Origin of the sequence: Rubritalea squalenifaciens DSM 18772, from assembly GCF_900141815.1 — a bacterium.
Lineage (GTDB): Bacteria > Verrucomicrobiota > Verrucomicrobiia > Verrucomicrobiales > Akkermansiaceae > Rubritalea > Rubritalea squalenifaciens.
Genome location: NZ_FQYR01000007.1, coordinates 26,218 through 51,643 on the forward strand (window position 1 = coordinate 26,218; position 25,426 = coordinate 51,643).

Here is a 25,426-nt window from a genome sequence, read left to right on the forward strand (position 1 = left end):
GACGATGAGTAATCTAGACTTGCTGTAGAATACTGAGGATGAGCGAAGAGAGAAACTTTAGGTGGACCACTTAGCGGATCATCTTTTCGTGAGTCGAAGCCAAGGCTAGCTCCCCGTGGCTTTTGTAGATAGTCGCGAGCAAGCGATGGATTTTCTGGATTTCCGCTTCAGAGGCATAAACCTTCCCCACCAGTGCTCGCTCCAGCATTTGCAGGGCTTCGTCAGATTTTCCTTCTTTCCAAGCCAACTCCCCGAGTGCCAACTCCAGTCTCATCTTGCGGGCTCCAGTCTGGGACTTGCTGTCCAACACCAGCTGAGCCTCTTTCGCTAAACTTGGACCATCGATCTGACTTCCCTCTCTCAGCGCCTCTTGCAAGAGAGCGGTCAGTACCTCGGGATTCCCTGGCTTCAATTGATGTGCCATCGTCAAATATTCCGTGCTCTTTTCAGGAAAGAGCTGAGCCATCACCAGACACCAGCTCAGTCCTGCGGCCCCCATCTCTTGGATACGGCTGGTTGAGGTGTTCTTCAGCACCTCCAGAATTCTGGCCTTCTGGTCCGGATGGCGCTCAGCCAGCAGTTCCAGAGCAGCTACATAGTGTTTCTCAGCCGGCTGGGCCGCATAGGCCTTGATCAGCTCATCCACCACATCAGCAGGCACCGTGTTCGTCTGATTCAATAGCGTGATTGCTCTAAAATAATGATGCAGAGATTTCAGGCGGGCCATTCTCGCCTCACCTTCCTTGCCCGTTCCGAAATCGCCTTCAAATTTCTGCAGGGCTACATCGGCCAATTCCTGCTTGTCCAGGAGATAGATCAGCATCAAATAGCGCACCCTCGCATTCAGGTCACTGCGCTTTCCTCGGGTCACCTCTCTGCCCAGAGTCGTCAGCTCCAGCCAAGCCTGCTCCTGTAGTCCAAGTTCATCGCCTGTAAAAGCAATCGAATTCGCCAAAAGCACCCCCATCTTCAGATCATCCGCATTTTGAGCAGACACCCTGTCCAGCAGGAGCTCAATCGCTTCATTGCGCTGCTTTGAAGCCACCAAAAGCTCCGCCAAGAGACTAGCAGCCTCTCCCAATTCAGGCTCCAGCTCGATAGCATCCTCTAGGTGCCTGCGGGATTGCTCAATGAAATCCGCCTGAGGCAGCGGCCCGTTGTAGGCCCAGCGCCCACCTGCAGCACGCTTAAGTTCACTGCGTCCCTCCACTGGCAGCACCTCAAGATATCCTCCCAGACCACCAGCCAGCATATCCTTAGCCAGCCAGAGATGAGCCTTGGCATATCCCTCGGCCTTCTTACCCACCTCCGCGAGCGGAGCCAAGCGCAGCATGATCTTGCGCGCCTCGGCCGGCTGCCCCTCTTTGATCAGGTCCTCAGCTTTCGCGTAGGCCACGGTCGCCTCTTCCATCGCAATGGATGACACCCGGGCATCACCGAAATCCTGCTGTACCGGCTTTTCATCAGTTGTCAGGGCATACCACGCCCCAAAGCCCAGGAATCCCCCCACTACGATGACAATCAGCAAGACACGGAGCCAGCGCTCAAGCCATCGCTTTATTTTCTTCAGGGGTCTCTTCATATCTCAATGGGCAGGGTTTGATGGGGTTTGCTGTAATCGTTTTGAACGAAAGAAGAAAGGGTAAGTTTCATTTTTTTGGGGGAGGAAACAGCGCTCTTTCGAGCCTGAACGTTAAGCTCTCAGCTCTCTTAGAGTGTGATCTTAGGCGGCTGTATCAACCACCGTAACCAGACTGTAGCTAAACCTTCACGATGATAGTTAGCAAAGATAAAATACAGAGAGGTCTTGTTTACCTACATCATATCTCGTCCAAATCAACAGCCGGGTGTCGTTCAAACGTTTATAGGACGTCGCGACAAGAAACCTCCACACACGGCAGTTCTCTCACTGCCATGCATGGATCTGAGAACCAGTTTACTTGAGTGACTGCATTTCAGCCTCAATCGCGGCGACACGCTTGCGAGCCTCTTCCAGCTCCTGCTGTTTTTGCTTGAGCTGCTCCTCCTTGGAGGCTTCCGCAATCAATTCTTCCACCCCATAAGACTGGGAACCCACGGTAACCTTGACCTCAATCGCAATTGCATTGGCATTCTTCGGAGCCGCCTTTTGCACCTTGGAAAGACTTGGCCAGAGCAGCTTCTTCACCGCTGCCTCCAGCTGCTTACTGGTCGTCACCCCCTCCTCTACCGGAGCACTGGACTTTCGGCTGCGGCCGATACCGGCCTCTTTGCGGATCTTGGAGATCGAGGGAACACTCACTCCCGTCTTCTCTGCAATGTCAGCCAGGGTCACACCTTCCTGAGACAGGCGGATGATCTCCTCCTTCGTCTTTGTATCAATTCGTTTTGCCATATCTTCGTTCTAGATCATTAAAATACTTAAGTCGTGAAGCCGTGCTTTAAGATGCACGTCGTTTAAAAAACTGAGGAATTTTGGACAGGTTCTTCCTCAGTAAAGTACTGAGCCCGAGTCCATTTTCACGCATCACCTGATAATCCTCCTGAGACTTCTGCAGGATATTTTTCAAGCTGCGGTTACTGGCACCTCCCGTGCGCATTTTCATGAGTACTTTGGGAAGATAGACGGCTCTCAACTGATGCTTCCATAGATAACGCACCATACTGTCGTAATCTGCGGCTATCTTGTATTTGAGATGAAAACCTCCGAGTTGCTCGTAATACTTTCGCCTCATGTAAAATGCTGGATGGGGTGGCATCCATCCCTTGCGGAAGTTCTCGCGATCATACTCCCCACTCACCCAGTGCCTGACTATTTTGTCAGTGTTCTCGGAGGATACATAATCCAGATCACCGTAAACCGCGTCCACACTGGGATCCTCAAAAGCCTTCGCGACCTCTTCAAGCACATCCTCAGTCGGATAAAAGTCATCAGAGTGCAAGAGACCTATCACTTCTCCACTCGCCAACTTCAGCCCCTTGTTGAGGGCATCATAAATACCCTTATCGGGCTCAGAGACGAGGACATCAGGCTGGCGCTGTCCCTGCTTGAGCACTTCCAAGGTGGCATCCTTCGACCCTCCATCAATGACTACCCACTCCAAATCGGAATAAGTCTGTGCAGCCATGGACTCACAGACCTCTCCTACTGTTTTTTCGCGGTTGTAAGTCGCTGTGATAATACTGATTTTCATGATATACGACCCTCCTTCATCTTCAAGCTGATCATGTATTCATAGATCGAGCGCATAAGACTAAAGTGAAAGCCCGCTCTACCATCTAAAAAACCCATCTTCACGAAATACAGAAAGCAGAATGTCAAAGCTGGCCTCATGGGCATCCTATATGCCAACGCCTTAAAAGCCTTACGCCTTAGCATTGGATCATGGTTCAAGAAGTCCTTCCACCTAATCTTCGACTGCTGCTCCGCAGCCAATTTAACGGCCTCCATACTTGAATAGCGGTTATGCCTCTCAAACCAATAGTCTATCCCCTTGTTGAAGGGATAATGTATGAGGTGCTCCTTCATCAGGCCAATCTCTCCATCAGTATAATACTCCTCATTGATCTCACGCTCTACCCTAACACATCCTTTTTTAAATAATCGCCCAAACCAGGTAGGATATCCACTCGAACGCTTTATCCATTTCCCCATAAACATATCTTTGCGTCTCATCCTGTAAAGAGTCACAGGGTTATTTGTTAGCCTAGTTAGAGATGCCATTTCCTCAACAAACATATCATCCACACGCTCATCAGCATCCAACATAAGGATCCAGTCATGTTTAAAATCATGGGATAATCCAAAATTTCTCTGGGCTGCATAATTGTCGAATGGCCTAGTGAGGATTGTCGCTCCAGCATCTTGAGCAATTTTCAGAGTAGAATCCGTGCTCTCAGAATCCAAAATCACTATATCATCACAAAATTGTAGAGAGTCGAGACACCCTTGGATATTAACTTCCTCATTATAGGTAAGAATGAGAACAGAAACATTCATCTTTTAATCTGCCTTTCCTTTAAGAATTTCGCTGGATTGCCTCCATAGACACCCCACGGCTCTAGATCTCTAACAGCCACACTTCGAGCAGCCAAGACAGCTCCTTCACCGACTGTAACACCTGGGCCTACAAAAGCCTCCGCGCAAACCCAAGCATTTGACTCGATGGTGATCGGAGAATGAATTAACTGATGACTTTCGCTTTCGATATCATGAGAAGCGGTACACAAATAGCTTCTCTGACTGACTGTGGAGCTATTCCCCAGTGTGATTAGAGCAACATTGTAACAATCAACTCCCGATGCAAGGCAACTATTTTCATGCATAACCAAATTCCAAGGCGCCCAAACTTTTGCTGATGGGTATATGTTTGCCCCCTTGGACAACTTTGCCCCAAAAACACGCAACAAAAATCTACGCCACCATTGACACCCCAGTGTCGGAGATAATCTGAATAATACGTGGTACGTACACAACCATATCAAGCGCGCAAGCTTTGTACGTAAACAAATAACACTGTAAGAATATCTATTAGATTGATGCATAGTTGCACTATTTCATTTTAACGCATTTAGGCTTTTCTGTTTTACCAAGCAACCAATCATATACTGAGTTCATTTGCTTAGCTATATGATCCCAAGTAAATTTATTCTCGACTAACTTTCTTCCTCTCATCCCCATAGCAATTCTATCATCATCACTCATCTCCATTACTACTTGCAAGCCTTGCACAATATCTATGGAATTCGGAACATCACTTTCAAATATAACCTCTATAGCAGCCTCTTCTTGCTTGCCTTCCGGCAGATTACAGAAAGGTGTTATTAGTACAGGCAGACAGTAGGACCACGCTTCTAATATTGACATGGGAAGACCTTCACTAAAACTCGTAAGCGCAAAAACATCAGAAACTTGCAACAGGGAATTCTTTTGCTCTCCAAAGACAGGCCCCACAAAATAGACACTACTTCCAGTCATACTGGATTGTTGACTTACAAAATCGTCAACACTCATTTGTTGATTAGCGATATCCAAGTTATCACACAGCTCAATCAATTCATCTTGATGATTTAATTGACTCCATCCAGCGATTACCAGGTTCCAATTTTCAGTAATTTCTTTTGCCTGTTTGGACCAAGCCGTAATTAATTCTTTTATCCCCTTTTTAGGATGGATTCTGCCTATGAAAACTATATTCCGAACATTTTTTCCAGATCTACTAACACTTGGTAAGCTTGGTAAATCAATTCCGTTAGGTATTATACATACCGGGTTAGTAAGACCAAATTGCCTAATTGAATCATATTCCGATTCACATAAAGCATGAATGCATGATGCAGATTTTAAATGTTCGTATTCATACCACCTACCAACAATTTCCTTTTTCCACCGTGAATTGCGAATTGCCCATGGATCTAGCATTCCGTGAGGAGAGATTATATAGGGCCGCTGATTTCCCTTATGGTACTTTAAACTGGCGAGTGATGTCCCTTGCCAAATACCATGGACGTGTACAATGTCAGGATTTTCTCTCCGTAAGGCTTTAATCAAGCCTGGGCTAAATAAAAGGCTACGAGGGCCAATGTGTTTCTCTAGGATTAATTCAGTATTACCCCACAAATCTAAATCGTCATCAATACACTCATCAACGATGCTAAGCACTTGATTATCGATGTATTGATCTAATCTACTATTCAAACACCGGACGACCTCGAATACACCGCCTGCATTGCGAGAAGCTGATGAAATTAGAGTTGATAGTTTTTTCTTCTTCATCATTAGATCTGTTTTAGCAGTGGATAATTTCTTGTATAAAATCCAACCATTGTTTCGCGATTTCTTCAGAGTCTAGTCTACTAACAATCTTACTCGCCTCGCTCCCATATAATGACCTCAAATCTTCATCTTCCGCAAGTTGCCGGAGAGCGCAAGCCAGATCGTTTATATTTCCGACTTCCGTTAATAAGCCATTAAATTTAGAATTAACTAATTCGCTAGGGCCGGTAGGACAGTCAGTCGATACACAGGCCAAACCAGCAGCCATCGCCTCGCATAATGCGTTCGGAAAACCCTCAAAATATGAGGATAAGACAAAAATTGAGGATCTGGCGAAATATTCGTCAACGTTTCTCTGAGTTCCTGGCATCTCTACCCTCCCCTCAAGATTCATCTGAGATATCAGTTCTTCCAAGGAATTGCGTAAATAGCCTTCACCTAGAATACATAGTTTCCATTTTTTATCAGGTAAGAGCGCGAAAGCGCGTATAAGATCTTCATGCCCTTTCTGTTCCACCAAACGTCCAATATTTAAAATGACATTTTGCCTTTCAATATTTGGGTATCTGATGACTTCCCTTATCGGATTCTCAATTACATGTACTGGTAATTTATTGTTCAGAAGTAGCTGAATAGTTTCTTTGGACTTAGTAGTTTGTGCAACGACTCCCTGAGCCCATGAATATGTCGCTTTTTTAAAAAACACCCTTAGTGATGAAATATCGGCACTTGGATTATTTCTATCTGATACAATCACTGGTACATTAAGAAAACGAGTGCATAATAGATTCAACTCATTATACTTTTCTAGAAAAGATACAATACAATCAGGTCGTACTTCCTTTATAACTTTTCGCATTCTAACAGCTACACGAAAAGAAGCGTGCACTTTGCTCAAAGCCCCTTTGTACGGATAACAAATTTTGTGTACATTTACTTCCTCTGCGAGATCGTAAAAGACTTCATCACTAGCCGTCAAAACGATATCAACATCGTGCCCCAGTTTAACAAACTCTGATGCTAGAATACTGAGGACTCGCTCAGCTCCACCTGATTTCAAGCTAGGAATAAGAATACAAATTTTCATGTAGCTAAACTGCTGTATATAAAAATAATTAGTCAGTTGGTTAATTTGCAGTCTCTCCCTCGGATGAACTAAGTGTTTTTACAGTAGTACAAAACTTAGCGATGAGATACGTCCATACCAATGGTCGAAGAAAGATCAAATAGCCAGCACGAGAAGAATAAAAAGCTACCGTTGCTAATGCTGCTGCCATTACTACCCACTTGAAACCCTCACGCCTAACAATACCTTGTGTCACTCGTTGATAAAGCACTCCAAGAGCAAACATGAATATCACAACTCCTGCGGTGCCCCAGTTGTGATACAAATCAGCAATAATAGTAGATCCAGAGCCAATTTTGGAATCCTCACCAAATGAAAGATATGTCAATCTACCGGAGGAACTCACATCATGGTTTTTCAAACCAAAAGTAGTCATCGTGTATTTCCCTAATAGAGGTACAAGAGAAAAAATATCTCCTCTCCATAGCTTACCCCAATAGATACCTCCTGAGCTGTTTACATCGGCAATAGACCCATGTAAACAGGTGACACTGTCAGCCAAGGTTAGAGTATAGATATAGAATCCTTGATCGTCTCTTTCTTGAATTTTTTCAATGCCCGCTTCTATAATGTTTCTCTTACCCTTCTCATCAAGCGAAGATCTACCCCATCCAATCACTGTAAGTACGAATGCCCCCACTAGAGCTAAAATAATGAATTGTTTGGCTGTGATGGGTTTTACAAAAACGCCGTACAATATAAGAACTACACTGGCAGCTTGAACTGCTCCACCTCTGTCACCGACAGCCAAGTACATAAATATATAACCAGCTACAGCAATGGGGATAAACTTATCAACCTTTCCCCACCACCCTCTGCCATTTCTGATATATGCACCAGACATTGGCATGAAGTAAGCTAAGAGGACTGCTAATACTAAACCTAAAAGTAACTGAATATAGGAAGCAATACCACCTGCAGCTCCGGAGTAGTCCCCCCCCTCAAGCTCACCTCGGTAAATCGCCCCTGTTAGATAGTCCCTTCCGGCTGTAATCAAGAACAATACAAATAATAGTACAAATGCTATTTTTAATTTCTTGTACTCTACTTTAATGATCCGTTTGCGAGGTTGCTTTTTAAAAGTAAAAGCTCCCCAACCGGCATTCCACGCAATGAGCCCCAATGCTGACAACCAAGTTCCATAGTTAATACTCGATATTGACGCCTCAACACTCATCTTTCGCATCTCGACGCCAAATAAAAACATCAGAGGCCATTGAAAATGAACAATGAAAAAGCCCAGAATAAATAACACATCGAGTCTAAAAAAGTTTTTTTGGCGGCCATAAATACACCATTCGGTCAAAACCGATGCTACGGTAAGACCTGTTAAAAGACTAACACGAAGCGGATCAAAGGAGCTAACAAGATCAGGCTTTAGAATTAAAGCCAAAACAAAGTAAAACAACTGTATATAAACCCTCACAACAATATAGTTATATTTTAAATAAACTTAAAACCAAATCTAGGATAAGCTTTCATCACCATCAAAAAACTTTTTAAGAAGATAGTTTCTCTTATCACTCTTTGAATACATTTTCGTATTAACCTTTTTATCTCCTAGAGCATCGAGATAATCATCTATGTTTTTAATTTTTCTAACAGGAACTCCTGCATATACGCCATTAGCTTCAAGTACACCTCTAACCAAGCTTCCTGCACCAATAACCACGTTATCTTGTATTTCTGTGCCAGGCATCACAATGCAATCTGTACCAATAAATACATTGCTACCAACATTAATTGGAGCGATGACGTCCAAATCTGGGTACCGATCTCTAAACACCCAAACGCCGCCATCATGCGTAATGAATTTCGAATTCGTTATACTCACATGATGTCCAAGTCTTATTAAATAAGGCTCTGACCCCCAATCAATCAATCCGCACAGCCTACAATCCGTACCTATGGATACTCCGATGCTCTTGGATGCCTTGATAGGATTTAGTTTGTATCGCACACGATATAACAACGATTTAATTAGTAGGTGAATTTTCATTACAGAGGACCTCCATATTCAGCCAACGTTAACACGATTACTCAAGACTTTTAATTTACACCACCAATAAATCACCAAAATAAAATAGAACAATAATGAAATTAACGAATAATAAGCAATAACACATACTGAGCTTTCAAGTAAACTGGGCAATAAAAACAAGCTCACAAACCTGGCGACTCCTAATACAAAATCATAAATCAGTAATTTTTTTTGCTCTTGATATACAGTAAACAACATCATCGAAGGCGGATTTACAAAAGCCCCACCTATCCACAGCGCCATCCATTCAGTAAATTGCCCAGCCAATAGCCATTCTTCTCCGAAAAACCAAAGAAATAAATATTTCCCATACAAAAAAATAAGGCAAACAGGAGCAATAACAGCAAGAGACAAGCCTACAGTAAATCTTTTGTATATTGAAAAAACCTTGGAATAATTATCTCTATAACTAGAAGCTTCTTTATAAAAAACTTGTCTGAGTGACTGACCAAAAACGGCAACAGGCAGTTGTAAAATTCGAATAGCAAACCAATATGCACCGACTGCTTCGATCCCATAATAATAACCCAGTCCAAAAACAGGTAACTGTGTAGAAATAGCACTAAGAGCACTCTGTGGTGTAGAATAGAGTGGAAATTTATAATATTCTCGAGCTAAGCTCAATACAGAATCTTCACCTTTGCTCCCCTTATAAAAAAATTTATTGCTGGCAACAAATAAAATTATGGAAGCTATTACTCCTCCTGTAACATTCCCTATAATCAACCCAAGTGCGTGGGCTCCACAAAAACCCATTATCAGTTGAATTACTGTTTGGCCAACACGTCTATATATTAAAGAAATAGAAATAGCTCTATAGTCTCTTTCTCTGTTCAACACTGAACTAAGAACATTAGTAAAACCTACTAAAAAAACCAATGGAACAACCCATTTTATATACAAATATGCTTGATCACTAACACAACTCCCCACAAAACCAGGAAAGAAAAATATACAACAAGACAATAGAAAAGAAACGAAAATCAGCAAAATAATACACAGCTGTCTCAGCCTATAGGCTTTATAATTATCGTTTTCTAAAATTATAGCCATTTCGTATTTCAATGTACATACCATTGAAAGAACTCCAACTATTGCCATCAATGAACCCATCACACCAAATTCCTCCGGCGTGTACAATCTCGACAGAAGAGGCGAACACAGTATACCTACTAATTCAGCTAGTGCTGAACCGCTCATCAAAATCATCAAACTCTTAATGATTTGATTTCTTTTTAAGCTGGCAAGAAATTGCCTCATCTACTAAGCAAATTACTTTTTTACATCCTAAATAGTCACAAATATTATAACGACAAAATACAGCCTAATATTTATAATTTAAAAACTGTATCTCCTCTTGGTAGAATCGATCAATTATTTCCTTTGTAACTTTATTAAATCTTGATCTATAATTCACCTCGCCACTATTGAGTTCATGAGGCAACTTGACAAAATCAACTCCTAACTGATCTATGATTCGATTATAATCTTCCTCAAGATTTTCAAATCGCGCTATATAATTCATATCGATTTGACCTTTAAAATTCTTCAGCCAGTATAACTGAGGCCGAAGAAAGCCACTTCCTATGAAACGTTTCAGAAACTCTTCAAATTCAATATCCTCACTTATCCCTAGATGCTTGCGATGCAATTCATCACGTGTAGCATTTTTATACCATGAATAAGCTCTATCCCAAGGATCTCGTACTACTGTAAACTTAAAGTAGTCTATATATTGCTGATATGAAGCCGTAATAACGTTATTAGGGTTACGGTCATTACGTCTAGCATACTTAATTCGCCTTAATACATCTTTAATATTTTCAAAACTTCTCAGACAAGCGAATTGAGGAAAAGGCTGCTCAATCATACGAACACTTCGATGATCTTGTCCCCCCCTGCCCTCATGACCATCAAAATGGCCCAGAGCCTTCTCAATACTGGTACCAGCACATTTAGGAATGTGGATGAAAATGCATTTATGTTTGTGTGAAATCATGGGAACGATTCTATAATTGTATTTTGTTCAACCAGCTTTCCTCTGACAGATGCCATAGCACCGTTTTCTTAAAACCCTCCATTGGGCAAACAACTGGCTCCCAGCCTAGATTACTCTTCGCCTTATCGATCGTCGCAGACGTATCCTGCATGTCTGCACTGTTCATGGGCTGGTAGTCGATAAGCGCCTTCTTCCCCAGATGTGTTTCCATCTGCTCAATCATCTGATTGATACTGATCGGTTCATTGCCTCCTCCCAGGTTATAGATCTCATAACCTTGAGTCTGAAGAGCTGCGATGGTGCCACTGGCGATGTCGTCGATGTAGGTAAAGTCTCTGGTCTGCTCTCCAGTGCCGTAGAGAGTGATGGGCTCACCACGCTTGATCCACTCGATAAACCTAAAGGGGCTCATATCTGGACGACCAGCAGGTCCGTAGACGGTAAAGTAGCGTACAATGGCGACATCCAAGTCATGAAGATGATGGTAGCTGTAGGCCATTGCCTCTGCTCCAAGCTTGCTTGCGGCATAGGGAGAGAGTGGTCTACGCACATCCATACTCTCGACAAAGGGCATGTCACAGCCGGCATAGAGTGAGGATGTGGAAGCCATGAGGTATTTTTTGAGCCCATGCTTCACCATGAGATCCAGTAAATTCAAACTTCCCAGGGTATTGGTGGCGAGATAGACATAAGGGTCTTCAATGCTGGCTCTCACTCCAGCACGTGCCGCCAAATTCATCACAGCGTCAAAAGAATGCTCTTTGAAAAGAGCGTCCAAGGCATCGCGATTTTCGATATCTATTTGATGGAACACAAAGCCATCAAGCTCTTGCAGTCTACCGAGTCGATATTCTTTCACGCGGACATCGTAGTAGTCATTGAGGTTATCGACACCAAGCACTGAATGACCTTGCTCTAGCAACATCTCAGCTGTTCTTGCGCCGATAAAACCAGCGACTCCTGTTAATAAAATCTTCATAGGGGTCAGTTGAAGCGATTGCTCGCATAAAGCTGATTTGTCTCAGCTGTATTATTTTTTAGACTAAACAGATGGATTTATTCATCCCCGTAGTACCCATACTCGCCATTGTACTCACCATAGCCCTTGTAGCCGTAGTAGCCTGATCCGGTGGACTTCTTGAGGCCGTTGATGACTACACCTGCTGGTGGTTTACCTGCAGACTTGAGCAAGTTGATGGAGCGTAAGACCGCCCCCACTGGGGCCTTGCGTGCACGCACCACCATCACGATGGACTGGGCAAACTTCGCGAGCACTCGTGTATCCGAGACGGGTAAGATCGGTGCCGAATCGATCACGATGCGGTCAAAATTACCGGCCAGTCTGCTAAAGAGATCGTGAAGCTCTTCTTCATGAAGGAGTTCGGAGGGATTTGAGCACCTACCTCCAGAGCCCAAGAGATAAAGATTCTCCACGTGATTGAGCATCACGCAATCTTTTAACTCAGCTTGGCCAGCTAAGACCTCGGTAACACCAGTTCTGTCCTTAAGTTCAGGGAACATGCCTTCCAAACGGGGTTTACGTAGATCCAAGCCCACCAGCAAGGTACGTTCTTTGTTCATCGCGAAGGAAGCGGCGAGTTCGGAGGCCACAGTGGTTTTTCCTTCACCAGGTATCGCACTCGTCACCAAGATCATTTTGTGGCGATGCTTTTGACCAAGCAGCACGATACTGGCACGCAAGTTACGGATCGCCTCTGCATTGGCCGAGTTCTTGTCTTTGATCAGTACAGGCTGCCACTCCTTACCCTTGCGCAGGAAGGTGCTGTGCATCGGCACGGCCGCCATGCAGCCGATGCCGGTGATTTCCTCCACCGAACGGACGTCGTAAATCTTGTAGTCAATGACTCCAAGCAAGTAGGCGAGGCCAAAGCCCCCTACCGCTCCGAGAATGGATCCTCCTGCAAGATAGATGAGACGCAGGGAATCCTCAGTCAGTCCAATGAAAGCGGACTGAATAATCTTGTACTCATCAATGCTTTCCTCGTCCGCAACATTCAGCTCAGTAAGACGCTCTGTTAGGCGATCATAGAGTTTCTGACCTTGCTCAATGCGTGCGTTCAGAAGATTCGCGCGAGTCGAGAGAGCATTCTGTGCGACGGCCAGCCATTCATCGGCAGCTTCGCCAGTGCTATCCTGCTCCTCAATAATCTTTTCATCGAGCTCCTGCAGCCGGTCCTTGTACTTCATCCAAAAGGCTTTCTCGCTCTCGGTGGAGGAGGCTCGGAGGATTTCGCGTCGAAAGCGCTTGTTGAGGTCCTTGTAGACTGTAGAGAACTGCACCAACTTGGGATGCTTCGATTTATAGCGCTGGCGTAAGCTGATTAGCTCAGCGCGAGCCACCTGGATCTGCTCACTCAGCTTGGTCGCAGCCACGTAGACCTGTACCGAATTCTGAGCCTCCTCAAGATCTACACGAGCATCTTCGGCTTCTTTCTTAATGGACTGAAAAACAGCACTGGCCCCCCCACTCTTGCTACTTTCTTCCTCTTCCAAGAAGACTTTAAGAATCGTATCCGCGATCACACGAGCTGACTCGGAGTCAGGATGACTCACTTTCACGTCAATCAAGGAGGTATTGCGACGACCACTGATATTGACCCAAGATTTGGACATTTTGTCGACCAGATCAACGGTTTCCACCTGGGAAGCTGGAGTGAAGGCGAGATCTTGCTCGCTTCTCCAGTAGCGTGGTTTGAAGGAAAACTCCGGTGGCATCACCCGTTGCAGAGCCTGTACCTCAGGACTTTCTGCCACTTTGGCCAAGATAGCTGGTGACGTGAGCTTACTGGCAGTGGTGGCCAAAACAAGCTCTGGACTCAAGCGTTCCGTTTCTAACTCTTCGCCCATCACCTGACGCTGCTTGATGTCCACCTCAAGTACCGCAATGGCTTCGTTCTTGGTAGGCACAATGGACATATAATAGAGAGCGGCTGCATAGCCCAAGGCTCCAAAAATGAGCATCATCCACCAGCGAGACAGGGCTTGGCGTATACTGCCGCTTCCGAAACGGTTGGCGCTCTGTTGCTCTACTTGGGGTTCTGGGGAATCTTGAAGCTCGGCAAAGGGGTCGATATCCTCGTTATTCATGGGATTAAACAACTGTATAGAGTCAGTCGTTAGGAGTTTAGATTTTATATCGGCAATCTGAAAACAGTGATGCGGAGGGGCCTGCTTTCCATCGTACGCAGGGGGTTGTGGACGTCCTGACTCTACTTTGCCAGAACAAAAATCTTTATTACAAAGTTTTAATCTTTAAGATGAAAGAATCATTAAGCTAGCTATCAAAAAGGATCAATGAAGTTCATGGACCAGGTTCTCGCTGGTTGCCAGCTGACCCCTGCTCGGTGGTTCGGAAGCGTAGCTAGTAGGGAGTAGGAAGTAGCCTCTCCGGGTTAACCGGAGAGCATTGATTCATGCTAGGAGGATACTGACAACGTTAAGGAAGACCTCTCGCCACTCGCTAGTTACAACGCTTTATGGTGGGCTCTGGCCGTAGCGAGTAGCGGGTGGCTAGTAGCTGATGTAAAGTTCCTCCAGCAATGGACTTAGTCACTCCCCTACTACATCCCGGTAAGGGCCACCCTCCTAAATAAAAAAGCTACCCCAAAGGGATCGCTTAGACAAAATTATCACGCTTGATTGCTCACTATTGACCTTTGACCAATGACAAGTCCATAGGACTTCATCTGTGGCTATAATGCATCAAGCAAGATTTCATCAGTAATTAGTAATCACGAATCAGTAATTGCACCCATTCAGGGCGCTACCTACCGAACACACTCCGAAGGAACTAAATTTGACCTTAAGGGGAAATAGGGCACTGCTGCGCTTTATAGTGGGCTCTGGCCGTAGCGGGTGGCCAGTAGCTGATGTGGAGCTCCTCCAGCCATGGATTTAGTCCCTCCCCTATTACATCCCGGCACGGGCCATCCTCCCTGAATAAAAAAGCGACCCCAAAGGGATCGCTTAGACAAAATCATCATGCTGGATGGCACACTATTGACCTTTGACCAATGACAAGTCCGCAGGACTTCATCAGTAATCGCACCCTTTCAGGGTGCTAGTCTGAGTAATAACCTTCGGTGGCGTACTCACCATAGCCTTTGTAGCCGTAGTAGGTAGAACCACCGCTGACCTTGAGACCGTTGATCACCACACCCACTGGCTTCTTGCCAGCATGGTCGAGCAATTGGATGGAGCGAAGCAGTGCTCCTACAGGAGCCTTACGGGAGCGCACCACGAGGACGACAGAGTCAACAAACTCGGTAAGCAGACGGGTATCGCAGACTGGGAGGAGCGGAGCCGAATCAATAATCACGCGCTCGTAGCGGCTTCTCAGATCACCAAACAACTTCTCAAGCTCATCTTCATGCAATAGCTCTGAAGGATTCGGGCATTTGCCACCGGACGGCAGAACATCCAGATTATCGATCCCTGATGGGACGATACATTCATCGAGCGAGTTCTGGCCGGCAAGCACCTCGGTGAGACCGATCTTGTCATCAATGGATGGGAAGTAGGCGTTGAGGCGAGGCTTTCTGAGATCCATCCCCACCAGCAAGGTCTTTTCCTTATTCATGGCGAAGACCGAGGCTAGCTCGGCCGCCATGGTAGTCTTCCCTTCCCCAGGCTGGGCACTGGTCATCAGGAGGAATTTGTGACGGTCTTTTCTACCAAGCAAAACAATTGAGGCTCTCAGGTTACGGATGGCTTCCGCATTGGCTGAATGTGGCTCACGCTGCAAAATGGGTTTCCAGTTTCCTTTACGGGCAAAGCCTGAATCGGTTGGGACGGCTGCCATGCAGGTCAAACCAGTCGCCTCCTCGACGGAGCGAACATCGTAGATTTTGAAATCGATAACCCCCATCAGGTAGGCAAAGCCAAAGCCCACTGCAGCACCAAGAACCGTGCCCGCAGCCAAGTAAATCAAACGCAAAGAATCCTCAGCCAGCCCGATGAAGGCAGACTGGACGATCTTGTAATCATCCACATTCTCTTCATCAGCCACGTCTAGCTCGGTCAGACGCTGGGTGAGCTTCTCATAAAGCTGCTGACCCTGTGTAATTCGAGCGTTGAGCAAGTGAGCACGAGTCGCCAGGGCATTTTGGGCTATAGACAGCCATTCGTCTGAGGATTTCCCTAAATGATCATCCTCCTGCTTGATTTTGGCATCCAGCTGATCAAGTTGCTCACTGTACTTCAGCCAGAAGGCTTTTTCACTGGCCGTATTGGAAGCACGCTTAATCTCGATGCGGAAACGCTGATTCAAATCCTTGTAGACGGCGGTGAACTGGACGAGTTTCGGATGTTTGGATTTATAACGCTGCCGGAGATTAATCAATTCAGCACGAGCCACCTGAATCTGTTCGCTCAACTTGGTGGCCGCGACATAGACCTGTAAAGAGTTCTGTGCCTCTTCGAGATCTTCGCGAGCCGCTTCCGCCTCCTGCTTCAGAGACTGAAATACGGCACTGGCACCACCACTCTTGGACTCTTCCTCCTGATCCATAAAGACTCGCAGGATGGTATCGGCAATGGTACGAGCTGCCTCGGGATCAGGATGCTTGACCTTGATATCGATCAGAGAGGTATTTCGGCGGCCACTAATGCTCACCCACTCTTTTGCCATCATGTCGACGATCTCGACGGTCTCTACCGCAGAAGCGGGCTTAAACTCCAGTTCATCTTCCGCACGCCAGTAGCGAGGCTTGAAGGAAAACTCGGGAGGAACGACACGCTGCAGGGCCTGAACTTCGGGGCTGTTGGCCACTTTAGCCAAAATGGCAGGTGAAGTCAGTTTGCTCGCCGTAGTCGCCAAAACCAACTCAGGAGACATACGATCGGTCTCCAGCTCTTCCCCCATGACTTGGCGCTGCTTGATATCCACCTCAAGAACCGCCACAGCTTCTGTTTTTAGCGGCATGATGGACATGTAGTAGAGGGCTGCAGCGTAGCCCAAGCCACCAAAGACGAGCATCATCCACCAGCGAGATAGAGCCTGGCGAATACTGCCACTACCAAAACGGCTCACCACTACCTCATCCATATCCCCTTTGCGCTCATTGCTGCTCTCCACATCGGCAAATGGATCAATATCGTTCTTCATAGGTATGAAATTTAAATGGAGCTGACGCCAGCCAGCTCAGAAACTTGTTAAGCTCAGAAACTTGTTAAAATCTTATCGAGGCCCTTAACACAGCAAATCACCAGATACAGTGAGAGCTGTCACTAAAGACACACACGTTCTAGTCAGGTGCTGATTCATTTCAACGAAGAAAAACAAGAAGCTTCATGAATCAGCACTAAAAATAAGTAGGACTATAAATACTACCAACGGCTTTCTTGCACGATCACCAGGTCACCAGCTCTCAAGTAAAACATCTTGGCAGAGCCTCGCTCGATGTCTTTCAAGCTGACTGTGTACTGCTTCTTGTCGCGACGCACAATCACCTCTTTGGTATTCGCAATACGTGTAAACCCACCAGCTTGGGCAATGGCGGTCACAATATCCAGACTACCTACTTTGGGGAATTCGATGATACCCGGGCGGTTGACGTTACCAGAAACTGTCACGGTGGATCGATTCAGCGTACTACGACCGACAGTCACACTGTCCCCGTGCTTGAGTACTACGCTACCGGATCCATCCAAGCTGAGTGTACGGACATTACCGTCCTTAGAGCGCACCACAATACTGCTGGTATTGGCAGATTCTGCGACTCCTCCGGCCTGAGCGATCGCTCCTCGCAAGTCAAGAGCACCCTCCTCAGGCATGTTAATGGTTCCTGGACGACGTACATCACCACCGACAATCACCCACTTTTCAGCATAAGCGAGAACCGCGATATTTACCTGAGCATTGACCAGATAGTCTTTCTCGTAAAGATCCCTGACTTTTTGCTCAGCATCTTTTACCGAGAGACCAACCAGCTGAACATTTCCAATCAGCGGGAAAGAAACGGCACCGGATTTTCCGATCTGAGCTTGAGTCGCCAGCTCGTCTTCCTGGAAGACCGTCATACGGACAGTGTCATCCTTTTTAAGCACATATTCCCCCTCTGCATAAGCAGATGGGAAGAGATTCAACAAAAAGAGCAAGGCACTGAGGGCTAGCAAGGTCTTCATGGCAGCAATTGAGGAGATTTAGAGGTGAGGATGAAAAAGGCGGTGGGTTTGACCCCACCACCTCGTGTAAAATTTGGGATACTGTCAGATTGTAAGGCAATCTCGCCATTAATCAAATGACAGCTCCGAAATGATCAAATGATTAGTCGTTGCCGTCGGTCTGGTTTGGACCGAGAACGTTACTTGGGTTCACGCCGGTATTCCCGTTCGGACCATTGTTCTTCTTACCACCAGTGGCAGTAGCTGGACCAGGAATCACATTCACCTTATCAAGTGCTGTAATCACACTCATGGCACCGTTCAGAGTTTCGTAACCGGAAACATCAAGAACTGCTACCTCAACAGCTGAATCTACGGTGTAGTGAGTGACTGCCACTTTGCCATTGTCCTTCACCTTGGTGACGCGAACTTCACAACCTTTGGTGAGCTTGACCTTGGTAGCTCCTTCTGGAATGAATCCTGAGTTACCTGGGAGAATCTTGTATTCCTGACCGCCGACAGTGTACTTCACAGTACCTGAACCTTCTGGAACAGTCACAGTAAGTCCGCTCTTCTGTGCAGTTTGAGTTGCACCCTGAGTCTCTTTCACAGCTTGCTGGGCGGACACATTGGCCACCATCGCACCAGTGAGGAGGAGAGCTGTAGTGACACCACCAAAGGCGAATTTTTGAGAAATTTTCATAATCTAGTTATTTCGAGGTTTCTGAGAGTAAATGAATCTCTTAGAGCTTTGTCCAGAGTAATTTATCCCGATTAAAATTCGTAGGTTGCATTCACCAAGAACTGGAAGTTCTCGTAGTCGTAGATGGATGAATCAGCCCCATTCTCGCGGTAGAGAGCGGAAGCCCCAAAAGTCCAGTCTTCATTGAAGCGGTAGTCACCACCCACACGAATGTAGTAGTAGTCAGCATCTCTATCCTCGGAAGTACCACCGGACTGAGTCGCGTAATAATCAGTCACCTCAAAGGCTGCGAGGCCGAAGAAGTTAAGCTTTTCAGAGTATTGGTAATCGGTACGGAAGTTGATACCTGTGGTCTCGAAACCTTCCAGACCGGAGCTGTAAGAAGGCTGGGAGTTGCGGTAGATAGCACCAGAGAAGCGAGTCTTAGCTGTGTACTGGTGAGTAGCACCTACTTCGTAGACGAAAGCATTGCGGTCGTCACCGTTATCACCATTGAACTCACGGTTTTCCCAACCGAAGAAACCAGTCAAGAGAGTCTTACCAGTAGCCTGATACTCGAACTTGGCACCAGCACCGTAAGCTTCGTGGTCCACACCACCGACAACGTCGATGTTCTCGTAGGAAACGTAAGGACCGACATTAATCTTACCAGTCACCTGATAAACTCCACCTAGGCGAAGGAAGTACTTGGTACGGTCGAAAATGTTGGATGCGTCAAACTCATTGACGTCGTAGACGAAGTTGGCATCAAGACGAGTCTTTCCGCTGAGAGAGTGGCTCACGTTGGACTTGAGACCGTAGTTGGTGGAATCGATGTAACCAGAGACGTAACGGTTACTACCAGAAGCCAGTGAGTAGTATGCGTGAGCGTCGAAGCTTGTCTTCGGAAGACGCTTGGCGTACTTGGCATTCACATCGTGATCAAGACTATCGAGATCGCTGTTATCGAAGTAGAAACGAGCAGCTGGAGTGTAGTCGAAGGACCACTGGTTGGTGGCGTCTTCGGAGTTTGCGATGGAGAGAGTTGGAGCCAAGGAAGCGATCAAGTCACTCTCCTCATCTTCCTCCTGAAGGAAAATGTTATCATCGTAACGCAGGCTACCAGAGATAGTAGCGCTTACCCAATCACGCCAATCAGAGGAGGATTGCTGCTCCATCACTACTGGTGTTACTGGCTCCTCATCGGAGAATCCACCAGCTACACAGAGTGGGCTGGTCATGGCGGCAGCCATCAACAGTAGTGCTGTGCGGCCTTGTGTTGTGATCATAGGATTTTTAGTCATAAATAATCGTTTGATGTGTTAGTACGGCATAAGTCAGCAAGCTAGAGGGCTAGCGTCAAGCACGATCTTTAAGATGAACGAAATGTCATGCCTAGATAGCTCGGTGATTTCTTGAGCCTCCAGACCAACATATAAATTGATAGACAGCACCAGATGAGGAACTTACCCTTCACCTGCGAAACTCGCAGCCAAAACATGATACTAATTTAGCGCTTCGAGCCAACCTACCCTGACGAGAAATCACGACAAAGAACGGAAGAAGTTCACCCCAAGTTAAGCAGGAACAACTTCTTCTTCCTGCTCAGCCTTAGGCTTTTTAGAAGAACGCCGACCATATCCAACACCACCCCAGGCCACACCAAGCAGAGCCGCCAGAGTGATCGCTATGGATTCGATCTGATAAGGAAAATCAACACAGGCGTGAATCAAACTCACTAGGATCGCGATGAACATCCCCCGCTGCATCACGCGCCCTCGGCGACTTAGCCCCCCTTTTTCCGCTGCATAGGAATGACTGAGCAAGATCAAGCAAGCCCCAGCAATGAGAACTACGAAGAGAGCAAAACCTACCGAGCCCCACTCCACCAGAGTCTGGAAGTGGTCGTTATGAGCGTAGACGACAATGCCTTTCAGCTCCGCATTGTGACTGTAATAAGGAAACAAGGGATGGAAAGAGCCCGGCCCAAAGCCAAGCACGCTCCAGTCTGGATCTTTCATCATCTTGATTTGCACCGTATTGATCGCTGAGCGGGCATCCAGAGTCGTGTACTCCTTATCCATGGCGTCTTGCCATCGAACCACCGTGGTCTCGGCCCAACTCAGGCCAGAAAGAATCAAGATAAGCGCTACAGCGCCAAATAGGAGATTTCTCTCCAATGGACTGCCACTCGGTAAGAGTGAGGCTGATTGCTTCAGGACATCCCACAAAGCCCGCCAATTCATCACGCCCCAGAGGATCAAAGTGACCCCGGTCATGACCATACCCGCTTTAGAACCTGCCCCCATGACGCCATTGAATAGAACCACCACTCCAACTAGATAGAGCATGGCGAAGCCCAATCCACGACGATCTCTTAGCACTCCGCATAACGCACGCAGGAAGAGAGACAAACCCAAAGCCAGGGCGATATTCATATACACCGTGGCAATCGCTGGACTGCGGAAGGTGGCGAAAAAGAGATTATACTGTGAACCTTTTTCAGCAGACATCCAGTAGGCCGCCTCAGCATTCGTCCAACGCATGGCTAGGCCCAAGACCGCTACCAAGGCCCCAGTGACAAAGATCGTCTGGCAGATCCAGATGCCTACCGCTGGTTTACGAGACACCCAGCGCGCTACCCCCCAGATGAGTAACAAAGCCGGACAAATATAGGTCAGACGATCCCAGGCCTCATTCTTTGCGGCAGCTCCTGGCATATCAGGAAAGGGCACATTTTCTACAGGCAGCATACTCCAGGGAACCCCACCACTCACCTCCGTGGACTGCTGGACAAAATCCCAACGCGCATTCCACCACATCCAGATACCTTGGGCAGCGAGCGCCACCAGACTGAGAGCCAAAACCACCATACCCAGCCGGCCACGCTTCAAGCGCGCCCCCGTGGGAACAATCGTCAGCATGACTCCAGCTAGTAATGAGATGTAGATCAACGGCCAGCGGTACTCACCGTAATAAGACCCCATATAGAGAGGCCCAATAACCAAGCTAAGTAACAAGAGTCCGATGGTGATTATCCGTAACACGCGTGCACCATGTCAGGCCGATCCAAAGTTTCAAGCTAGCGCTTGAGGAATTTAACCATGGCTAAGTAGTAGTCTCACTTCCCCCAATTTGCCCTCACCTCAGGAATCAAAAGGCAGGAGGATAGCAGCATCAATGATCCTCCGATGATCCCCAGTGCAGTCGGCCCCAGAATCAAGGCAATTTGGAAAGCAGCAAAGGCTGAAATCACCCCACGAATCCCGGTAAAACAGGTATGCACACTCATGTACTCCCCTACCCGGTCCGCTGGCGCAAACTTGGTCACCCAGAGACTCCAGAGCACATTTCCGCCAGCTTTGCCCATTCCGTGTAAAGCCATGCCAATGCAGAGCCCCAGATAGCCCGGCGAGAGATAGTAAACGAGCACACCTGCGATGAAGAATAGATTCACAATGACCCGCAAACGATAAAATTCCACCCGGTCGTATATCACCCCCCAGACAATGACAGAGAGAATGAAGGCCAGCATAGGAACCGTGGTCGTCACCATACTCACCTTCTCCGCGCCAAAACCAAAGCCATAGAGTGGATTGGTGATGTATTCCACGAAGAGGGCCATGCAGATCAAGTTGCCAAGCCCAAGCAACATCCAGGTCAGGATCAACTTCCGGAATGGCGCGTCATCGCGCAAATGCTCGAAAGCAGAGAGTAGCGACAATTTACCGGTTTTCCTTAAATACACCCGGTCCATACAAAGTGTGAAGACCGCCTTTAAGAGACTACAGCCCGCAAACACCCAGAACAGCCCGCTATAATCAACCCCCTGAGCTACCAGCCAGCGACCACCATAAAACCCGAACAAGGCAGCCGCTCCCGCCCGCACAAAACCCACGCTTGAGAATAATTTGCCGCGTATCTTATCCGGGTACAACTGCCGGTAGATCTGAGACTGCAAAGGCGAAGCCAAGGTGTGGGTCAAAGCTGCCAAGACGATGCCAAAGACATAGATGCCGGCCTGGTGCGGAAATAGAGCCGCAGCGGCAAAACTCGCCGCACTCACGCCCCAACCAAGTGCCGACGCCACATTCACTGACATCCCCATGCGCCGCACCATGGCCACACTAAACAGACTGATCAGCAGCCCCAAGGCAGGACCACCAATGATCGCACTCTTCGAGAGGGTGCCAACTTCAAGAATACCCACCGCCACAAACATGGCGAAGGTAGAGCCGACCGTCTCCACAATCCCCATCGGAACCGCCCGGAGCAGATCCAAACCAAAGGTCTTTTGCCAGACTTTCTTTTCTACGACTTCCGTCACGCAGTCTTCTCTCTATTAAATGCCCCAAGCAGCCAGTGGAAAAAGACGCAGGCCAAGATGGAACTCAAGCCAATGTGCAATACCTGTACCACCGCCAAAATGCCAACCTGTGAAAGCACCAGCCCGAGAACCATTTGCGCCAGCACAATCCCCAAGATGACATGCTCATGCCACCCGCGACCACCTTCACGCTTTTGCCCACTCAAGACATAGAAAGCGATGGCGGAGAGCAAGACTACCCAGGAGAAACTACGATGCACGAGGTACATCCAGGTATGCTCCAGCTCAGCCACCCACTCGATCCGTGGGGCATTGCCATGACTCTTCTTCAGAGCATCCGTCACCTCACGCACCTGACTCCCCATCACCCCTTCAAGAAGGATAAAGAGAAAGGCCGTCACTGCCACCCAGCGAAGAGTATTCCCTGAAGAAGAGTACTTGATAGCCCACTTCTTTTCAGCTGCAGCCCAGACCACAAAGGTCTGCACACACATCAGAAGAATGGCCAGCGCCATATGCGTAGTGATTGTTCCCGGCCTTAGACCCGAGTAGACGATCTTAGCTCCCATCCAAGCGTTGATTCCCACAAGTAGGACAGCCAGAAAAGCCCCTATCGTCACCGCCGGCCTCTTCTTGAGCCACCAGAGGGACATGATAAATGTGAGCATGGTAAAAATACCAATAGGTAAAGAGAATAGACGATTGATGAACTCCGTCCAGGTGTGCACCGCATTAAACTCTGCCACGATGGATTCCTCGGTGATCGCATCCGGATCTCTTCCGTGCTTCTCCGCCTTCTCTTTGAATTTATCAATATCTAGCAGGCTCGTATCCAGCTCCTCCACACTCATAGGTGGAATGTATTGCCCGTAGCATTTCGGCCAATCTGGACAGCCCATTCCAGCACCAGACACACGTACGATGGCGCCGACAAATATCAGCATTACCACAAAAACCAGCGCTGCCAGCGCCACCTTTTGAAACCCGCTCATCCTCATAAAGCTCCCATACCTCAGCTCTCCGACCCGCACAAGCCCAACACGCCACATTTCTCACCCATAGAATCACTGAAAACCATGAGGAAAAATCACTGACAAATCCTCACCCATCCATGAGAACTGATGCATGAACATCACTTTCCTCGATTCCTCTACCCTCCATCACAAGAATGATCTCGATCTCTCACCATTGAAGCAGTTCGGAGATCTCACGCTTTATGAGACATCCAGCATCGAGGAAATTGCCACCAGAATAGCAGATGCGGAGATCGTCATCACCAACAAAGCCGTCCTCAACAAAGAGCTGATCGAGGGAGCCAAAAACCTGAAGCTCATCCTATCCGCCGCCACGGGCGTGAACCAGATTGATCTCGAAGCCGCTAAAGCCCACGACATCACCGTCTGCAATGTGGCCGGATACTCCACCCCCTCAGTAGCCCAGCATGCTTTCACCTTTCTACTCAACTTCGCTACGAGCATCCCGAAACTCGATTCCGAGAAGCAGCAATGGCCACAATCGCCCATTTTCACTCGTTTGGACTATCCGGCATTCGACCTACAGGGCAAAACACTCGGAATCATTGGCTTGGGAGCCATCGGTAAAGAAGTAGCAAAGATAGCCCAAGCCTTTGGCATGAATGTCCAAGCTCTGAATAGTTCTGCCTCCAGCGCACCATCAGGAGAAATCCCCCGAGTAAACCTAGAGGCTTTACTAAAAACCTCGGATGTCATTTCCCTCCACTGCCCGCTCACTGAAGAAACAAAACACCTCATCAACCGAGAGTCTCTCTCCATGATGAAATCCACCGCCTTCCTCATCAATACGGGTCGTGGACCACTCATCAATGAACCTGACCTCGCCGAAGCGCTGGACAAGGGCATCATTGCCGGTGCCGGTCTTGATGTGCTCTCCGTAGAACCACCCGCTGAGGACAACCCTTTGATCCATTCACAGCACCCGAATCTCTTCATCACACCACATACTGCTTGGGCGACAATCGAGGCCCGCCACCGCCTGCTGGACGGCCTCGTAGAAAACATCAAAAACTACCTCGCAGGATGCCCATCCAATCAGGTAGTATGACAACAGCTTCAACGCTAACAAACACCATGGAAGATACAGATCTCGTCGCCTCCCTCATTCCCGCCATCGAACAACAACTCGAATCTCCAGAAACCCCTTTCGTCAAGAAGACCTATGAGCGCCTCATGAAAGACGAGGAAACCGATGAAGAGGATGTCCTTTATATGATGGCTATCTGTCTGGCCGATGAGTCCAATCGCATGTTCATCGACAAACGGGATTTCGACATCGCTCGATACAAGGAGCTGCTCGACGCTCTCCCTGAGATTCCACAAGGATAGAAATCCAC

The 25,426-nt window shown here is 47.3% G+C and carries 21 protein-coding genes; 2 read left to right on the top strand and 19 right to left on the bottom strand.

The features are described 5' to 3' along the window. Positions 1–70: 70 nt before the first annotated feature. The 19 genes from BUB27_RS16795 to BUB27_RS16890 all read right to left on the bottom strand — a co-directional run bounded on the left by BUB27_RS16795 (position 71) and on the right by BUB27_RS16890 (position 24,047). Positions 71–1,582, bottom strand: a complete 1,512-nt coding sequence (locus BUB27_RS16795; protein ID WP_143185049.1) for a tetratricopeptide repeat protein — start codon at positions 1,580–1,582, stop codon at positions 71–73. A gap of 354 nt (positions 1,583–1,936) precedes the next feature. Continuing rightward, positions 1,937–2,374, bottom strand: coding sequence for a helix-turn-helix domain-containing protein (locus BUB27_RS16800; RefSeq protein WP_143185050.1), 438 nt, complete (start codon positions 2,372–2,374; stop codon positions 1,937–1,939). A 46-nt stretch (positions 2,375–2,420) separates the two neighbouring features. Continuing rightward, positions 2,421–3,173: a glycosyltransferase family 2 protein gene (locus BUB27_RS16805; protein ID WP_143185051.1), complete on the bottom strand. Its 753-nt coding sequence runs from the start codon at positions 3,171–3,173 to the stop codon at positions 2,421–2,423. Further along, positions 3,170–3,979 carry a glycosyltransferase family 2 protein gene (locus BUB27_RS16810; protein WP_143185052.1) on the bottom strand — a complete coding sequence of 270 codons (810 nt, stop codon included), beginning with the start codon at positions 3,977–3,979 and terminating at the stop codon, positions 3,170–3,172. The genes BUB27_RS16805 and BUB27_RS16810 overlap by 4 nt, the downstream gene beginning before the upstream one ends. Before the next feature lie 552 nt (positions 3,980–4,531). Next, positions 4,532–5,758, bottom strand: a complete 1,227-nt coding sequence (locus BUB27_RS16820; protein ID WP_143185054.1) for a glycosyltransferase — start codon at positions 5,756–5,758, stop codon at positions 4,532–4,534. 10 nt (positions 5,759–5,768) lie between these two features. After that, positions 5,769–6,842, bottom strand: coding sequence for a glycosyltransferase family 4 protein (locus BUB27_RS16825; RefSeq protein ID WP_143185055.1), 1,074 nt, complete (start codon positions 6,840–6,842; stop codon positions 5,769–5,771). A 40-nt stretch (positions 6,843–6,882) separates the two neighbouring features. After that, positions 6,883–8,307: an O-antigen polymerase gene (locus BUB27_RS16830; protein WP_268793986.1), complete on the bottom strand. Its 1,425-nt coding sequence runs from the start codon at positions 8,305–8,307 to the stop codon at positions 6,883–6,885. A 39-nt stretch (positions 8,308–8,346) separates the two neighbouring features. Then, entirely contained in the window at positions 8,347–8,880 is a 534-nt protein-coding gene (locus BUB27_RS16835) for an acyltransferase (RefSeq protein WP_143185057.1), read from the bottom strand. A gap of 18 nt (positions 8,881–8,898) precedes the next feature. Next, entirely contained in the window at positions 8,899–10,182 is a 1,284-nt protein-coding gene (locus tag BUB27_RS16840; RefSeq protein WP_143185058.1) for an oligosaccharide flippase family protein, read from the bottom strand. A gap of 64 nt (positions 10,183–10,246) precedes the next feature. Then, on the bottom strand, positions 10,247–10,921 hold the full coding sequence (locus BUB27_RS16845; RefSeq protein WP_143185059.1) for a sulfotransferase family 2 domain-containing protein: 675 nt from the start codon (positions 10,919–10,921) through the stop codon (positions 10,247–10,249). Positions 10,922–10,931: 10 nt separating this feature from the next. After that, complete coding sequence (locus BUB27_RS16850) at positions 10,932–11,900, bottom strand: NAD-dependent epimerase/dehydratase family protein (RefSeq protein ID WP_143185060.1); 969 nt, start codon at positions 11,898–11,900, stop codon at positions 10,932–10,934. Between the two features lie 77 nt (positions 11,901–11,977). Next, positions 11,978–14,029 (bottom strand): polysaccharide biosynthesis tyrosine autokinase, encoded by a 2,052-nt coding sequence (locus tag BUB27_RS16855; RefSeq protein ID WP_143185061.1) that lies wholly within the window; start codon positions 14,027–14,029, stop codon positions 11,978–11,980. A gap of 973 nt (positions 14,030–15,002) precedes the next feature. Next, complete coding sequence (locus BUB27_RS16860) at positions 15,003–17,048, bottom strand: polysaccharide biosynthesis tyrosine autokinase (RefSeq protein ID WP_143185062.1); 2,046 nt, start codon at positions 17,046–17,048, stop codon at positions 15,003–15,005. A gap of 221 nt (positions 17,049–17,269) precedes the next feature. Beyond that, on the bottom strand, positions 17,270–18,067 hold the full coding sequence (locus BUB27_RS16865; RefSeq protein ID WP_143185063.1) for a polysaccharide biosynthesis/export family protein: 798 nt from the start codon (positions 18,065–18,067) through the stop codon (positions 17,270–17,272). A gap of 142 nt (positions 18,068–18,209) precedes the next feature. After that, complete coding sequence (locus BUB27_RS16870; RefSeq protein ID WP_143185064.1) at positions 18,210–18,749, bottom strand: hypothetical protein; 540 nt, start codon at positions 18,747–18,749, stop codon at positions 18,210–18,212. A 71-nt stretch (positions 18,750–18,820) separates the two neighbouring features. Further along, positions 18,821–20,032 (bottom strand): porin family protein, encoded by a 1,212-nt coding sequence (locus tag BUB27_RS16875; RefSeq protein ID WP_159435047.1) that lies wholly within the window; start codon positions 20,030–20,032, stop codon positions 18,821–18,823. A 273-nt stretch (positions 20,033–20,305) separates the two neighbouring features. Then, positions 20,306–21,715 carry an O-antigen ligase family protein gene (locus BUB27_RS16880; protein WP_143185066.1) on the bottom strand — a complete coding sequence of 470 codons (1,410 nt, stop codon included), beginning with the start codon at positions 21,713–21,715 and terminating at the stop codon, positions 20,306–20,308. Positions 21,716–21,849: 134 nt separating this feature from the next. Beyond that, on the bottom strand, positions 21,850–23,055 hold the full coding sequence (locus BUB27_RS16885; protein ID WP_143185067.1) for an MFS transporter: 1,206 nt from the start codon (positions 23,053–23,055) through the stop codon (positions 21,850–21,852). Next, a complete protein-coding gene (locus BUB27_RS16890) occupies positions 23,052–24,047 on the bottom strand; it encodes a COX15/CtaA family protein (protein WP_159435048.1) in 996 nt (331 codons plus the stop codon). Before BUB27_RS16890 ends, BUB27_RS16885 begins: the two co-directional genes overlap by 4 nt. Before the next feature lie 133 nt (positions 24,048–24,180). On the opposite strand from BUB27_RS16890, the gene BUB27_RS16895 reads away from it, so the two are divergent. Then, entirely contained in the window at positions 24,181–25,137 is a 957-nt protein-coding gene (locus BUB27_RS16895) for a D-2-hydroxyacid dehydrogenase (protein WP_143185069.1), read from the top strand. A gap of 26 nt (positions 25,138–25,163) precedes the next feature. Continuing rightward, positions 25,164–25,418 (top strand): hypothetical protein, encoded by a 255-nt coding sequence (locus BUB27_RS16900; protein WP_143185070.1) that lies wholly within the window; start codon positions 25,164–25,166, stop codon positions 25,416–25,418. The last annotated feature ends 8 nt before the right edge of the window (positions 25,419–25,426 follow it).

Bases quoted from the DNA above. Each gene is read 5' to 3' on its own strand.
- BUB27_RS16810 (WP_143185052.1), bottom strand. From the start codon at position 3,979: ATGAATGTTTCTGTTCTCATTCTTACCTATAATGAGGAAGTTAATATC.
- BUB27_RS16840 (WP_143185058.1), bottom strand. From the start codon at position 10,182: ATGAGGCAATTTCTTGCCAGCTTAAAAAGAAATCAAATCATTAAGAGT.
- BUB27_RS16865 (WP_143185063.1), bottom strand. From the start codon at position 18,067: ATGAAGACCTTGCTAGCCCTCAGTGCCTTGCTCTTTTTGTTGAATCTC.
- BUB27_RS16875 (WP_159435047.1), bottom strand. From the start codon at position 20,032: ATGACTAAAAATCCTATGATCACAACACAAGGCCGCACAGCACTACTG.
- BUB27_RS16895 (WP_143185069.1), top strand. From the start codon at position 24,181: ATGAACATCACTTTCCTCGATTCCTCTACCCTCCATCACAAGAATGAT.
- BUB27_RS16855 (WP_143185061.1), bottom strand. From the start codon at position 14,029: ATGAATAACGAGGATATCGACCCCTTTGCCGAGCTTCAAGATTCCCCA.
- BUB27_RS16825 (WP_143185055.1), bottom strand. From the start codon at position 6,842: ATGAAAATTTGTATTCTTATTCCTAGCTTGAAATCAGGTGGAGCTGAG.
- BUB27_RS16795 (WP_143185049.1), bottom strand. From the start codon at position 1,582: ATGAAGAGACCCCTGAAGAAAATAAAGCGATGGCTTGAGCGCTGGCTC.
- BUB27_RS16880 (WP_143185066.1), bottom strand. From the start codon at position 21,715: ATGGGGTCTTATTACGGTGAGTACCGCTGGCCGTTGATCTACATCTCA.
- BUB27_RS16800 (WP_143185050.1), bottom strand. From the start codon at position 2,374: ATGGCAAAACGAATTGATACAAAGACGAAGGAGGAGATCATCCGCCTG.
- BUB27_RS16835 (WP_143185057.1), bottom strand. From the start codon at position 8,880: ATGAAAATTCACCTACTAATTAAATCGTTGTTATATCGTGTGCGATAC.
- BUB27_RS16860 (WP_143185062.1), bottom strand. From the start codon at position 17,048: ATGAAGAACGATATTGATCCATTTGCCGATGTGGAGAGCAGCAATGAG.
- BUB27_RS16900 (WP_143185070.1), top strand. From the start codon at position 25,164: ATGGAAGATACAGATCTCGTCGCCTCCCTCATTCCCGCCATCGAACAA.
- BUB27_RS16890 (WP_159435048.1), bottom strand. From the start codon at position 24,047: ATGAGCGGGTTTCAAAAGGTGGCGCTGGCAGCGCTGGTTTTTGTGGTA.
- BUB27_RS16845 (WP_143185059.1), bottom strand. From the start codon at position 10,921: ATGATTTCACACAAACATAAATGCATTTTCATCCACATTCCTAAATGT.
- BUB27_RS16820 (WP_143185054.1), bottom strand. From the start codon at position 5,758: ATGATGAAGAAGAAAAAACTATCAACTCTAATTTCATCAGCTTCTCGC.
- BUB27_RS16805 (WP_143185051.1), bottom strand. From the start codon at position 3,173: ATGAAAATCAGTATTATCACAGCGACTTACAACCGCGAAAAAACAGTA.
- BUB27_RS16870 (WP_143185064.1), bottom strand. From the start codon at position 18,749: ATGAAAATTTCTCAAAAATTCGCCTTTGGTGGTGTCACTACAGCTCTC.
- BUB27_RS16850 (WP_143185060.1), bottom strand. From the start codon at position 11,900: ATGAAGATTTTATTAACAGGAGTCGCTGGTTTTATCGGCGCAAGAACA.